Genomic DNA, 14,080 nt, shown 5'->3' with positions numbered 1-14,080 from the left:
CCTGTTACCGCTCGACTTGCATGTGTTAGGCCTGCCGCCAGCGTTCAATCTGAGCCATGATCAAACTCTTCGGTTTAAAATCATAAGTTCGTTAAGCGAACTAAACTTGGCTCAAGGTTTCAAACGAATACTTGAATCTTAATTATGCTAGTTAACTAACCTAATCAAGCTTCTTATAAGCGCTTGCCTTGATATCTTGTGACTTCATCACAAGCCATCCCGCAAGCGCCCACATGAATGTTCCTGATGCTTCATTCTTAAAGAGCGTTAAATCTGTTTTACCTCTCTCGAAGCAAGGAGGTGAACTATAGCACCTTTTTTTTATTCGTCAAGCACTAAATTTTATTTATGTTTAACGAATTTTGCTGATCAAGCACTTTGCCCCAACAGCGAGCAGGCATTATATAGAGCACCTCCACCTTTGCAACTACTTTTTTACTTAAATGCGCTTCCAGCTTTAACACCCAGCTTTTTGAAGATCATCACCGCAGGGCAAAAACCTGTAAAGCTTGCTTGAATCATGTTTACAGCGATAAATGCAGTAAACCAAACAAAGTTGGCATGTACCTTTGCAGTTAAAACTAGACTTACTAAAATCATAATGCCTGCAAAAACTAGCAATAGTCGATCAATATTCATAACGCCACTCTCTCCCAACAAGTTAAGGAACAACTTAATTAGAACAATCTAACACTAAGGCTTTTTTGCTGCAAGCAGATTGTTCTAGCAACCTAAACTGATAATTTTTTTCATTAGCAAACGGTCGAACGCGAGCCTCAAACAAGCTAAAGTGTCAGTTGCAGTCGATTAACAGGTTACCCTTCTGTGTACTTTCATTTTTACTAATTGAGGAGTCATAATGCTTACTACTCTCTACTGGATTATCAGCCTAGTTATCATTTTTGCAATTTTTTATCTGTTCGCTGTGCGTTTTTCTAAACCCAAACCCGCGCTTGCTATAACTCTGGTACTTGCCCTAACTAGCTATTCTTTTTATTACTTTTACCTTGAACAGCTTTTAGTAAAACGCTACGGCGGCTCTATGGTTATACAAATACCTGAAGGTCAGCATCATTTAGGTGTAACTTGGAAGGATGACCACCTGTGGATAGAAAATTATGACCCAATTAAAAATGAATGCATTTTCCGTGAGTATTCTCGTGGCAGTGTTTTAGAAGGCCAGGTAAAGCTACGCAACTGTAACCCTTGGCCTGTACAAGTAGCCCCTACCTTACCTAGCACCCAGCAATAGTTAATAATTTTGTGCTAGGAGCATAAACCCGCTAGCTCTTAGCACCACTTACTTCTCATCTATTGGAATACTAGGCGTATTTTTTATCTCTCTTAAAACAAAGTTAGAGTTAACTTGCAGTATTCCTTCTAAAGTAAATATTTTTTCATTAAGAAATCTATCATAACTTGCCATATCAGCTACTAGCACTCTTAAAATAAAGTCTGCACTGCCTGTCACTGCAAAACATTGAAGCACCTCAGGGTAGCTGCTCACCTGCGTTTCTATTTCTTCACTACTTGCTATTGTGTGGCGTTGCAATGACAAACTTACTAGCACACCTAAGCTTTGACCTAGATGCTCAGAAGAGAGTTGTGCGCTATACCCTTTGATTACACCCTTATCTTGCAAAGACTTGACTCGTCGCCAGCTAGCAGCAGGCGACAAACCTACCTGCTCTGCTAGCTGCTGATTACTAATGCGCCCATCTAATTGAAGGGTTTTGAGTATGCGCCTATCTAACCTGTCTAACTCGACCCGTTTCATTTAGTAACACCTCTAATTTACGAAAGAATCTATAGTTTTTAGAGCAGTAATTGAAGACTATTTCTTAGCTGACCCCTTAAATGCTGAATTAGAAAGCACCTTTCTTAGATATACCACTAGACTTTTAATAATAACAACTACAAAAAAGGATCTAGCCATGTTTATTAAAAACACGGATACAACCCCTCCCACAACACCAGCACTTGATGATTACCAGTTAGAAGATCGTTATTTGCGCACCTCTGGCAGGGTGTTTTTAACTGGAACTCAAGCTCTGGTAAAGCTACCCCTAATGCAGGCTGCACTTGATCGTAGCCAAGGTTTAAACACTGCTGGGCTGATTAGTGGTTACAGAGGCTCTCCTCTTGGTGCTTATGATCTAGCCTTATGGCAGGCCAAAACCCTCCTTAAAGAGAATAAGATAGACTTTGTTCCTGCTATTAACGAAGACCTAGCCGCTACGGTTTTATTAGGTACTCAGCAGGTTGAAAGTGACCAAGATAAACAAGTCGATGGTGTTTTTGGTATTTGGTACGGAAAAGGCCCAGGGGTTGACCGTTCTGGTGATGCTCTTAAGCATGGTACAACCTACGGTAGCTCCCCAACAGGCGGTGTGTTAGTTATTGCAGGCGATGACCATGGCTGCGTTTCTTCATCCATGCCACATCAATCTGATGTTGCATTTATGAGTTTTTTTATGCCTACCATCAACCCCGCTAACCTTGCTGAATATTTGGAGTTTGGACTTTGGGGTATTGCGCTATCTAGGTATAGCGGCTGCTGGGTTGGCTTTAAAGCCATTTCAGAAACTGTTGAGAGTGCTGCTTCCCTAAACATTCCACCCCTACCCACTTTTGTTCAACCTAGTGACTTTACCGCGCCTGAATCGGAACTTCACTACCGCTGGCCTGACTTGCCTGGCCCACAGCTGGAAACACGTATTGAGTTTAAATTAGAAGCTGTCCAAGCTTTTGCTCGTGCCAACCCATTAGATTTTTGTCTTTACAATAACCCTAGTGCAAAATTCGGCCTAGTCACCACAGGTAAAGCACATTTAGATCTACTTGAAGCCTTAGACCTACTTGGCATTGATGAAAACTATGCTAAAAAGCTAGGTATAGATATTTACAAGGTGGGGCTAGTTTGGCCACTAGAGCGACGTGGTATTCTTAACTTCATTCACAATAAACAAGAAGTATTAGTTGTTGAAGAGAAACGCGGCATTATTGAAAGCCAAATAAAAGAAGCCATGTCTGAGCCTGATCACCCTGGCGAAATTTTAATCACTGGCAAACAAGATGAACTAGGCAGACCCTTACTTCCCTATGTAGGTGAATTTAATCCCATCCTAATAGCTAATTTTTTAGCAGCACGTCTCAAGCGCTTTTTTGGCGTAGATTTCAGTAAATCCCTAACTAAAATCAACACCCTAACCCCAGTCAAAGACCCTGGTGGCGTAAGACGTGCACCTTATTTCTGTTCAGGGTGTCCTCACAATACTTCCACCAAAGTACCAGAAGGTAGTAAAGCGCAAGCTGGTATAGGTTGTCACGTTATGGCAACTTGGATGGGGCGCAATACGGAATCACTTACGCACATGGGCGCCGAGGGAATTAACTGGGTAGGCAAGAGTCGTTACCTAGGTAATCCACATATTTTTCAAAACTTAGGTGAAGGCACCTACTTCCATTCTGGCTCCTTAGCTATTCGACAAGCAGTAGCAGCTGGAATTAACATCACTTATAAAATACTATTTAACGACGCAGTTGCCATGACTGGTGGCCAACCGGTTGATGGTCAAATCACTGTTCAGGGTATAGCGCAACAGGTGGTTGCTGAAGGCGTTAAGCGTGTTGTGGTTCTTAGTGATGAACCAGAAAAATACAACAAGCATAAACACCACTTTCCCAAAACAGTTACTTTTCATGATCGCTCAGAACTAGACTCTATACAGAAAGAATTAAGAGCAATTTCTGGCTGCACTGTTTTAATTTATGATCAAACCTGCGCAGCAGAAAAGCGTCGCCGCCGTAAGCGTAACCTCTACCCTAATCCAGCCAAGCACGTTTTTATTAATTCTTATGTCTGTGAAGGCTGTGGTGATTGTTCAGTTCAGTCTAACTGCCTCTCGGTAGTACCGCATGAAACAGAATTAGGTCGCAAACGAAAAATTGACCAATCATCCTGCAACAAAGACTTCTCTTGTATCAATGGTTTCTGCCCTAGCTTTGTAACCCTAGAGGGCGGTCAGTTACGTCAACCTAAAAGCATGGATGCAAGCAGTCTACTTGCTAAAAAACTACAAGACCTACCTATACCTAAGCTGACAAACTTAACTACACCCTACAATGTTTTAGTAGGAGGTGTAGGTGGTACAGGCGTAGTGACGATTGGGCAGCTAATTACTATGGCTGCTCATTTAGAAGGTAAGGGAAGTTCCGTTCTTGATTTTACTGGCTTTGCTCAAAAGGGTGGCACAGTTCTCAGCTATGTACGCCTAGCACCCACGCCAGAAAAACTACATCAAGTTCGCATTAGCAGTGGTCAAGCCGATGCAATTATTGCTTGTGATCTAGTTGTTGCCTCTTCTGAAAAAGCATTAAGTGTAATTAATCCTAATCTAACTCAATTAGTTATTAATAATGCAGAACAGCCAACAGGTGACTATGTGCTCTTCCGTGATGCCAATATGCAAGCAACTAGGCGTTTAGATTTACTCAGTCAGGCTGTTGGTAGCTCTAACTTTTTCCAAATTAATGCCAAAGATTTGGCTGAAAAACTCTTAGGCGACACTGTTTTTTCTAACGTAATGCTGCTTGGTTTTGCTTGGCAGCAAGGCTTACTTCCCCTTTCACTGAAGGCTCTAATGAAAGCACTTGAATTAAATGGTGTGGCTGTTGAGCGCAATAAAGAGGCATTTAGCTGGGGTCGTCTAGCCGCAACAGACTTAAAATCCATTACCAACTTACTAAGGCAGCAACCAAGTGATGAAGCCAAAGCACTTAACTTAGATGAACTCCTAGCCAAGCGTTACCAGTATTTGGTGGATTACCAAAATAAAGGCTGGGCTGAACAATACAGCGCAACACTCCTGCAAGTCCGTGCTGCTGAAGATAGGTTAGGCAAAAGCAATAACCCTCTTACCTTTGCCGTTGCACAACAGCTTTTTCGTTTAATGGCTTATAAGGATGAATATGAAGTAGCACGACTTTTCACTGAAACTGACTTTTTAAAAGAACTGAACAACACCTTTGAAGGTGACTTTAAAATTAACTTTTACCTAGCACCACCTTTGCTAAAACTTGGCAAAGACCATCAAGGACGCCCTAAAAAGATTCGGTTTGGATCTTGGATGCTAAAGGTTTTCAAACTTCTGGCTAGGCTAAGAAAAGTTCGTGGTACAGTTTTTGATCCTTTCAGCTACTCCGCAGATAGAAAGCTTGATAAACAATTACTGAAAGACTACCAGCAATTAATTAATCACTTAGTAAAAGCGTTAGATAAAAATAATTTAGGCACTTACATTCAACTAGCGGAACTGCCTTCAGAAATTCGTGGCTATGGACCTGTTAGAGAGGCGGCTGTTGAGGCTATTCAAGAAAAACAGCAGTCACTTTGGACTGCTGTCTCTAAGGGTAAAGCAAGGTTAATTCCAACACAGCAAATTAATGGCTAGCTAGGCTTTTTAATTACAAAGGGAGCTAACCACTCTTGCCAAGGATGGTTTAAATCACCTATCACCATAAATTCAGGGTTAGTTAATTCGGGTTTCTGATTATAAACAAGTGAGCGAAAAGACCAATCTAACACTCTGCCGCCCGCACCCTCTACAACCGCTTGTGCTGCAGCGGTATCCCATTCACAGGTTGGTCCCATTCTTGGGTAAAAGTCAGCCTTACCCTCTGCAATTTTACATAGCTTAAGCGAACTGCCTAAGGGTAGGTGGTTCACTTGGGCACCAGCAGACTTAAGCGCTTCTAAAAGGGGTTGCAGTTTTTCTTGCCCATGACGATGACTAGCAACAATATCCATTTTTGGCCAAGCTAAAGGCCGCGTTTGTAGTTTTCTTGGTTCGCCTTCTCTTGGCTGTAAAAAACTACCGTGATGACGACTACCATAATAAGTCACGCCACTTACTGGCAGGTGCACCATACCAAACACTGTTTGCCCATGTTCAATTAAAGCAATATTGACACTAAACTCACCATTACGTGCTAAAAACTCTTTGGTACCATCTAAAGGATCAACTAGCCAATACCTAGCCCATTGCCGCCTTGCTGACCAGGCTGTTTCAACTTCTTCTTCAGTTAACACTGGTAAACGTGGCATGAGTTGAGCCAAACCGTTAGATATCACCTGATTAGCAGCTAAGTCTGCAGCAGTTACTGGGGAAGCATCTTCTTTTTCAGAAGCCTCCCAAAGTTCTGGGCGAACATAAATACGCATAATGACTTCACCAGCAGCATAACAAATGCGTCCTAGCTCTCGTGCTAGCTTGCTTGGGTTCTCAATCACCGTTGTATTCCTGATGTTGTTTTTCATACTCTAGCTTTTCTCGTGTCAAAAAAAGTGCCGCTATAGATCGTGCTTCATGGAAATCATCACTAGCCATTAATCTAGGTAAATCTTGTAAAGGATGCAAAACCACCTCTAAGGGTTCTGGCTCATCGCCCTCTAACTTACAAGGGTAAAGATCACGAGCCAGCACAACATCCATTTTATGCCCCATATAGTTAGGCGCTAAAGATAAGCGAGTTAATAATTCTAAACGGTGTGCACCAAAGCCCGTTTCTTCCATAAGTTCGCGATTCGCAGCCACTAGCGCATCTTCACCTGGGTCAATCAACCCCTTAGGTAAGGTCAAAACATAATCATGGAAACCGCCGGCATATTCGCGTATTAACACCAGCTCTTCTTGTGCATTAAGGGCAACAATCATCACCGCACCATGACCCTGGCTAACCAGTCGCTCATAAGTTCTCTCTACACCATTAGTAAACTTAAGCTGTAGTTCTTCAACTTTAAATAAGCGACTTTCAGCCACTATTTTACTTTGTAGAATTTTTGGTCGCTTGGGCATGACTGTCACACTCCTTTGGAATAACAAAAGTGATCCCGCTTCTTGAAGTCTAAAATTTCCGCTACAATTGTTACTTATTCTTATCATCAATGCTAATTGCTAGTTAACTCAGCTTTATTTTTAACAAAAAAAGCCTAATAACAGCATTAATACACAAGGTTCACAAATGATTGACTGGAAGAACATCAATACGGTTTTGCTAGATATGGATGGTACACTGCTAGACCTACACTTTGACAGTCACTTCTGGTTAGAGCACCTACCGCATCGTTATGCTGAGTTGCACAAGTTAGAAAAAAGCAGCGTACAAACCAACCTAATTGCACAAATTATGGCTGAAAAAGGACGGCTTAACTGGTACAGCTTAGATTATTGGAGTGAACGCTTGGGTGTTGATATTCTTGCACTTAAAAGAGAAATACAACACCTCATTGGCTTTCGTGTAGATGCGCTCGATTTTTTACAATGGTTAAAAGTAGCCCACCCAAGAGTCGTACTCGCCACTAACGCAGACCGCAAAAGCCTAGCATTAAAACTACCTTTAACAGGGCTAGAAGAATACGTTGATTTTATTTTTAGTTCTAGCGATATAGGCATACCCAAAGAAGACCAAGGCTATTGGCATGCCTTAATGGAAGTAGATCCTTTTGATCCTGCAACCACACTACTAATTGATGATAACGAAAGCGTGCTAGCTTCTGCTCAAGCATTTGGTATTGCACAGCTTATTACCATCAGCCAGCCAGACAGCCATAGCCCCCTAAGACAAATGACAGAATTTCCTGCAGTTACACGTTTTGCTGAACTACAGCCCGTTAACAAACCATGAATAAAAGCACCCTTGTAAGTGAGAATCTTCGCCTCGATAAATGGTTATGGGCAGCTCGCTTTTTTAAAACCCGTGCACTCGCCAAAACAGCCATAGAAAATGGCAAAGTTTTTTATGCAGGCCAAAGACCTAAAGTAAGCCGAACAGTGGAAATTGGTGCACTCATTGAAATAACCCAAGGCTGGGACAAAAAAGAAGTTGAAGTAGTTGCTTTATCTTCTCAGCGTGGCCCAGCTGTAGAAGCACAAAAACTTTATCAAGAAACCGAAAATAGTTTGGAGCGTCGACAAGCAGCTACAGAAAACCGTCGGCTTACAGGTGCGGCAACTCAAGCACCCCTTCAACGCCCAGATAAAAAATCACGTCGTCAAATACATCGCTTTAAGCGACAGGAAAACTAAAGTTATGACTAGCCCTACCCAACCAGATCAAATACAACGCTTTTTATTTGATGATACAGCTGTACGTGGTGAACTTGTTCAGTTACAGCAAAGCTACCAAGAAGTATTAATAAGGCATGACTACCCTGCAGCCATTGAAAAATTGCTCGGTGAACTATTAGCTGCAACAGCACTTTTAACAGCAACCGTTAAGCTTGAAGGTACGTTAACACTAGAAGCGAGAGGCAAGGGAGAAGTAAGCTTACTTATGGCTGAGTGTAATACTGGTGCTCAAGGCGGAGATCAACTTCGTGCCATAGCCCGTTACCAAGGCGAACCTCAAGGCCATACCCTAACTGAACTCTTAGGTGGTGGGCAACTCGTTATCACCCTAGACCCTTATGAAGGCAAGCGTTACCAAGGGATTGTTGCACTAGACCAAGATTCTCTAGCAGCCTGCCTTGAAGGCTACTTTGCTAGCTCAGAGCAACTTCCAACACGCCTTTGGTTAGCGGCTGACAACAAAGCTGCTGCTGGTTTACTACTACAAAAACTACCAGAAGATACACAGAATAAAGACCCAGATGCTTGGCTAAGAACTGGGCATCTTGCATCAACCCTTACCAATGAAGAACTACTGCATTTGGAACAGCAACAGCTTTTACACCGACTTTTCCATGAAGAGAATTTAAGAGTGTTTGAGCCTCAGCTACTTAAGTTTGGCTGCACCTGTTCACGCCAACGTATTGCCAATGCCCTAGCAAGCTTGGGTGAAGAAGAGCTTAACAAGGCTATAAAAGAGCAGGGCAAGTTAACAACCCAGTGCCACTTTTGTAATACCAGCTATATTTTTACTCAAGCTAACCTTCCTGAGATTCTTAATGAAGAAAATCAAGTGACGCCACCGGGTGCTAGATTACATTAACCAATGGAACACCACCGCTAGCTGTAGTCAGCGGTGGTTGTTTTTTAACCAACAGGCAAATAACCAACATTTATACTAGTTAAGCGATTGATAAAACAAAGAAATTCTTCATGTAATGGTGCTACAAAGCAATTCAGTCACTTTTAAACAAAGCCAAGCACTACGCCTTGAAGATTTCTTTGTTATAATCGCACCACTTTTTAAAGGTCTGAAATACCCTTGACCACTAATCAAAACATTAATGAGAGCGCTGTGAAAACTTACACTAACCTAAGTAATGCCCAGTTAATCGAATTGGCAATTCAACGCGGCGAAGGCAACCTAGCCGACAACGGTGCACTAGTAGTTAATACTGGTAAACGCACAGGGCGCTCCCCTATGGATCGCTTTATTGTTGATGAACCTGGTACTTCAGCAGATATAGAGTGGGGCGCAACTAACCGTCCTTTTGATGCAGAAAAATTTGATGCTCTATGGGATCGTGTTAATGACTACCTAACCGAACAAGGCCGTTTTGTATCAGAACTACACGTAGGTTCAGATCCTAAGCACTACCTACCTGTTCGCGTTAACACTGAAACTGCTTGGCAGGGTTTATTTGGTCGTACTTTATTTATTCGTCCAGAAACTTATAACCACAACTCTAAAGATGAGTGGGAAATTCTAAACGCAGCTAACTTTGAGTGCGATCCAGCGCGTGACGGCACCAACTCTGATGGTTGTGTAATTCTTAACTTTGCTAAGCGTCGTGTACTTATTGCAGGCATGAAATACGCTGGCGAAATGAAAAAAGCCATGTTCTCTGTGCAAAACTTCCTACTACCAGAAGTTGATGTTCTACCTATGCACTGTTCAGCGAATGTGGGTGAAGACGGTGCAACCACCCTCTTCTTCGGCTTATCAGGTACTGGTAAAACCACCCTTTCAGCAGACCCTTCGCGCTACCTAATTGGTGATGACGAACACGGCTGGGGTGTAGACACAGTATTCAATATTGAAGGGGGTTGCTACGCTAAATGTATCGACCTATCTCAAAAGAATGAGCCCATTATTTGGGATGCTATACGTTTTGGTACAGTACTAGAAAACGTTGTTCTAGATGACCGCCGTACACCTAACTATGCTGACGACAGCCTAACGCAAAACTCACGCGCAGCTTACCCTCTAGAGCACGTTGAAAAGCGTGTTGCTGAAAACCGTGCAGGCGAGCCTAACGCGATTATCTTCTTAACCTGCGATATGAGCGGTGTATTACCACCTGTCTCAATTCTTTCTAAAGAAGCAGCGGCTTACCACTTCTTATCAGGTTACACTGCAAAAGTTGGCTCTACTGAAATGGGTTCTACTTCAGGTTTAGAAGCAACCTTCTCTACTTGTTTTGGTGCTCCCTTCTTTCCACGTCCAGCACGTGTTTACGCTGACTTACTTATTAAGCGTGTTAAAAGCTTCAACTCACGTGTTTACCTAGTTAATACAGGTTGGACAGGTGGCGCTTACGGTGAAGGCGGTAATCGCTTCAGCATTCCTACTACCCGCGCTATCGTTAATGCCGTACAAAACGGTGCTTTAATTGATGCTGAAACTGAAATGTTGCCTATTCTTAACCTTGAAGTGCCTAAGCACGTTCCAGGCGTTGATAGCGACCTACTCAACCCACGTGAAACTTGGGAAGATAAAGATGCCTACGACCGCCAGGCTAAAGAACTAGCTGGAATGTTTGTAGAAAACTTCCGCAAATTTGCTGGCGTTGATGAAGCAATTATTGCTGCTGGCCCTAACCAAAAGTAATTAGCTAACACTAGCCAAGACAAACCCCACCTAGCGTGGGGTTTTTTATTTAAGACTTCTCTAAACTACATCTTTTTAAGGTTTTACGGCTGGCTAGATAAGCGCTATAGTCAAACCTGCGGCTTCAGGTCGCAGCATTTCTTCTTAAGATCTAGAGGAAGAAAAAGTGCAGTTAAGGCATAATCAAATCTTAAGTAGCGATAATTGATACAGATTAATGCCTAGCTAGGTTGTTTAATATTTAATCAACTTAGCACCAAAAAAACTAAATAATGATGATGAGGATGTAACCTATGTCACAAATCAGCCGTCGTTCACTTCTGAAAAAAGGCCTTTTCGGTTTGGCTGCATTACCTTTAGGTATGGGAGCTTTAACCTCTCAATCTTTTGCAGCAGCTTTACCACCGCTAAGTGAAGATGCCCCCCAAGCAAAAGCACTTAACTACGTAAAAGTTGCAAGCGATGCTTCAGGCCATGCTAAGTATCAAGCAGGTCAAGAATGCGATAACTGCATGTTCTGGAAACCAGCAAACAATGGTTGTGCGCTTTTTCCACAAAACTCTGTAGAAGCTAAAGGCTGGTGTCAGTCTTATGTTAAAAAGCCAGGCTGATTTTATAACCTAGCTAAAAAACCCGGTTTATACCGGGTTTTTTTATAACTCAATATTTTTAAGTTTCAAAATGATCTAACTGATCATTCAACTGCCCTACTTCTGTTTGAATTAGCTTACTTGTACTAACCACCCGTTCAGCTGCTTGGCTATTACTGTCTGCAATGCCTGCAATATGTACTAGGCGTTGATCTATATCTTGTGCTACCTGGTGCTGTTGTTCCGCTGCTGCAGCTATTTGAGTATTCATACCTCGAATCATATCTACCGCACCAACTATTGCTTCTAAAGCTGTTGTTGCTTCTTCTACCAGTGCAACATTGCTTGCCGCTTCTTCAGAATAGGTAACCATTGCTTTGGAAGCCTTGCCAGCTTCTGCTTGTAAGTTAGCCACAATGTTTTCTATTTCACCTATTGAATCACGCGTACGGCTGGCTAAATTTCTAACTTCATCGGCTACCACCGCAAAGCCTCGACCCGCCTCACCCGCTCTGGCAGCTTCTATGGCAGCATTAAGTGCCAGCAAGTTAGTTTGCTCTGCTATGGCCGTTATTACTTCGAGTACCGTACCAGCCGAATTGGTTTCTTCACGAAGCTCTTGTAAGTCTTTTGCGCCTTCTTTTAAATTACTAGATAAATGCTTAAGTTGTTGTGCAGTTTGTAATACCAGTTTTTGACCTGTTCTGGCTTGATCATCAGCTGCATCAGCCGCATCTGCTGCGCTAGCTGCGTGGTTAGCAACCTCGGCAACCGTAGCGGTCATTTCATTCATAGCAGTTGCAACCTGGTCTAAATCTTCATGCTGCTGACGAACCCCCTCACCTGTAGCCTGAGCAGCTGTAACGACTTCTTTTACATGCTGACTTGTCGTTTGCGCTGTTTGCTTGGTTTGCACCATTAAACGCAGAACTTCTTCTTGCATTCGATTATAAGCAGTAAACATCTGCCCAATTTCATCTTCTTTATACTTAACATCCATGCGCATTTTGAAGTCACCTTCACCTACACGACGCATACCAGCTAATAAAACTTGAATATTATCCATTAGCTGGCTCATACCAAAAATACGGCCTAATACAACCAGTACCAAAATAATGGTGACACTTCCAAAGGCTAGCCACACTTGAAGTTTTTGACTTGTCTCTGCTTTACGAGTCATCAAAACAACCGCTGTGTTCATCTCTTTTAGCAGCAGCATGGATTGTTCCTGTAGTTTTTGAACACTCACGCTATCTTGCTTATTTACCGCTTGTTCAAGCCTTGCTTTCATTTGCTGCCAAAGCTGATCTACCTGCTGCATTTGCTGGTGAATTTCTTCATCATCAAAGGCCGTAATATTCCGTTCTCGATTCCCAACTAAAAGGTCTTGATGCGCTCGCTCAAAACTATTGATGGTACTATCAAGCACCTTTCTTTCTTCAACACCCTGAGTAATGAGCAATGCTTCTTTTGTCATTTTTTGACTTAGCATCCGCTGAGCACCAGCAACATTGATAGTTTCTGGTGAAACCGAAAGACTCATATAAAGGGATACCGAAGCAGTTGATGCCAATAAAAAAATTAAGGCATAAGAAAATAGAAACTGTTTATCCAGCGTTTTTAAGCCAAAAGCGCGTAATATTGTTGTTAAGAAGGTTGCAATCAAGTTACTCATAAGCTATCCCTCGGGGTGCCTGATTTTTTTTATCATTAGACTCTTAGCTAATATATAGCCTACAAGTTTTTTTAACCAATGCCTTCTGTCATAATAATCTAGATTAGTTATTTTTTAGAGGAATTTTAATGGACTTTTTACTAAATGAGTCAGGTCGTTTAACGCCTGAAGTTTGGTCGATTATCAATACGCTCTGGCCAGCCTTAGCAATGCTAATTGGTGGTTGGATAGCGATAGGTTGGCTACGCAAATTAGTGGTAAAGCTTTTAACTAAAAAAATGGATAGTGCTTCAGCGCATTTTTTAGGGCAAATCACACGTGTAGTACTGCTCATAATGCTGTTTATTGCTGTACTAAGTCAGCTAGGTATGAATACAACCTCTTTGCTTGCTGCGTTAGGTGCTGCAGGCTTAGCTGTGGGTTTGGCTTTAAAAGACTCATTGCAAAACCTTGCTTCCGGTTTTTTATTGGTTGCACTTAAACCCTTTAAAAAAGGTGACTATATTGAAGGTGCAGGTACTGGTGGTAGTGTAGACAGGTTAACCATGTCTCATACCTACTTAAAAACACCAGACAACAAAATTGTGATGATCCCCAACTCTTCATTAATTCATAGCAATTTAGTTAACTACTCAACTGAACCTAAGCGCCGTTTAGACTTATTTGTTGGTGTTAGTTACGACGACGATGTACGCAAGGTTAAGGACTTGTTATTGCAACTAGCCAAGGCTGATGAACGCAGTTTAGAAGACCCTGCACCACTGGTAGCCATTTTAAATTTTGGTGAAAGCTCTGTCGATTTCACCCTAAGAATTTGGGTTAACTCAAGTGATTTTTGGGCTTTGAAATGGGATTTAATGGAACGAATAAAAATCTCTTTTGATGAACAAAAAATTACTATCCCCTACCCTCAGCGTGTTTTTCATCAAGCAGAAAAACAGTAACACCCAGTTTGCCACCCTAGCCATTAACGCAAATATTTTTGCATTAATGGCTTTTTTTGTATTTATTCAATAGAAAACACCCATTTACTTGC

13 protein-coding genes and 1 rRNA gene are annotated in these 14,080 nt (G+C 42.0%); 8 read left to right on the top strand and 6 right to left on the bottom strand.

Annotated features, from left to right (window positions below):
- Both H571_RS14065 and H571_RS0103570 read right to left on the bottom strand, forming a co-directional pair.
- Positions 1-76, bottom strand: a 16S ribosomal RNA gene (locus H571_RS14065); the annotation flags it as partial.
- 359 nt (positions 77-435) lie between these two features.
- Complete coding sequence (locus H571_RS0103570; protein ID WP_027848115.1) at positions 436-639, bottom strand: YgaP family membrane protein; 204 nt, start codon at positions 637-639, stop codon at positions 436-438.
- Between the two features lie 220 nt (positions 640-859).
- On the opposite strand from H571_RS0103570, the gene H571_RS0103565 reads away from it, so the two are divergent.
- Complete coding sequence (locus H571_RS0103565; protein ID WP_027848114.1) at positions 860-1,252, top strand: hypothetical protein; 393 nt, start codon at positions 860-862, stop codon at positions 1,250-1,252.
- A gap of 48 nt (positions 1,253-1,300) precedes the next feature.
- Here H571_RS0103565 and H571_RS0103560 read toward each other — a convergent pair whose 3' ends face one another.
- On the bottom strand, positions 1,301-1,777 hold the full coding sequence (locus H571_RS0103560; RefSeq protein WP_027848113.1) for an Lrp/AsnC family transcriptional regulator: 477 nt from the start codon (positions 1,775-1,777) through the stop codon (positions 1,301-1,303).
- A 157-nt stretch (positions 1,778-1,934) separates the two neighbouring features.
- Here H571_RS0103560 and H571_RS0103555 point away from each other — a divergent pair, with 157 nt between their 5' ends.
- Positions 1,935-5,453 carry an indolepyruvate ferredoxin oxidoreductase family protein gene (locus H571_RS0103555; RefSeq protein WP_051168122.1) on the top strand — a complete coding sequence of 1,173 codons (3,519 nt, stop codon included), beginning with the start codon at positions 1,935-1,937 and terminating at the stop codon, positions 5,451-5,453.
- On the opposite strand, the gene cysQ is transcribed toward H571_RS0103555, so the two are convergent.
- Positions 5,450-6,292 (bottom strand): 3'(2'),5'-bisphosphate nucleotidase CysQ, encoded by an 843-nt coding sequence (gene cysQ, locus H571_RS0103550; protein WP_027848111.1) that lies wholly within the window; start codon positions 6,290-6,292, stop codon positions 5,450-5,452. The genes H571_RS0103555 and cysQ overlap by 4 nt on opposite strands.
- Positions 6,285-6,857, bottom strand: a complete 573-nt coding sequence (gene nudE / locus H571_RS0103545; RefSeq protein ID WP_051168120.1) for an ADP compounds hydrolase NudE — start codon at positions 6,855-6,857, stop codon at positions 6,285-6,287. Before nudE ends, cysQ begins: the two co-directional genes overlap by 8 nt.
- A 166-nt stretch (positions 6,858-7,023) precedes the next feature.
- Between nudE and yrfG the strand changes: the two genes are divergently transcribed.
- From yrfG to H571_RS0103515, 5 genes are all read left to right on the top strand, one after another.
- Positions 7,024-7,686: a GMP/IMP nucleotidase gene (gene yrfG, locus H571_RS0103540; protein WP_027848109.1), complete on the top strand. Its 663-nt coding sequence runs from the start codon at positions 7,024-7,026 to the stop codon at positions 7,684-7,686.
- Entirely contained in the window at positions 7,683-8,087 is a 405-nt protein-coding gene (locus tag H571_RS0103535) for an RNA-binding S4 domain-containing protein (RefSeq protein WP_027848108.1), read from the top strand. Before yrfG ends, H571_RS0103535 begins: the two co-directional genes overlap by 4 nt.
- Positions 8,088-8,091: 4 nt before the next feature.
- Positions 8,092-8,991, top strand: a complete 900-nt coding sequence (hslO, locus tag H571_RS0103530; RefSeq protein WP_027848107.1) for an Hsp33 family molecular chaperone HslO — start codon at positions 8,092-8,094, stop codon at positions 8,989-8,991.
- 252 nt (positions 8,992-9,243) lie between these two features.
- Entirely contained in the window at positions 9,244-10,779 is a 1,536-nt protein-coding gene (locus tag H571_RS0103520; protein WP_425411340.1) for a phosphoenolpyruvate carboxykinase, read from the top strand.
- 293 nt (positions 10,780-11,072) lie between these two features.
- Positions 11,073-11,390 (top strand): high-potential iron-sulfur protein, encoded by a 318-nt coding sequence (locus H571_RS0103515; RefSeq protein WP_027848105.1) that lies wholly within the window; start codon positions 11,073-11,075, stop codon positions 11,388-11,390.
- A 58-nt stretch (positions 11,391-11,448) separates the two neighbouring features.
- On the opposite strand, the gene H571_RS0103510 is transcribed toward H571_RS0103515, so the two are convergent.
- Positions 11,449-13,044, bottom strand: coding sequence for a methyl-accepting chemotaxis protein (locus H571_RS0103510; RefSeq protein ID WP_027848104.1), 1,596 nt, complete (start codon positions 13,042-13,044; stop codon positions 11,449-11,451).
- Between the two features lie 128 nt (positions 13,045-13,172).
- Between H571_RS0103510 and H571_RS0103505 the strand changes: the two genes are divergently transcribed.
- Positions 13,173-13,988: a mechanosensitive ion channel family protein gene (locus H571_RS0103505; protein ID WP_027848103.1), complete on the top strand. Its 816-nt coding sequence runs from the start codon at positions 13,173-13,175 to the stop codon at positions 13,986-13,988.
- Positions 13,989-14,080: the final 92 nt, after the last annotated feature.

Source organism: Marinospirillum minutulum DSM 6287, assembly GCF_000422325.1.
In the GTDB taxonomy this organism is placed as follows: domain Bacteria; phylum Pseudomonadota; class Gammaproteobacteria; order Pseudomonadales; family Halomonadaceae; genus Marinospirillum; species Marinospirillum minutulum.
This window is presented reverse-complemented; position numbering and strand designations above follow the sequence as displayed.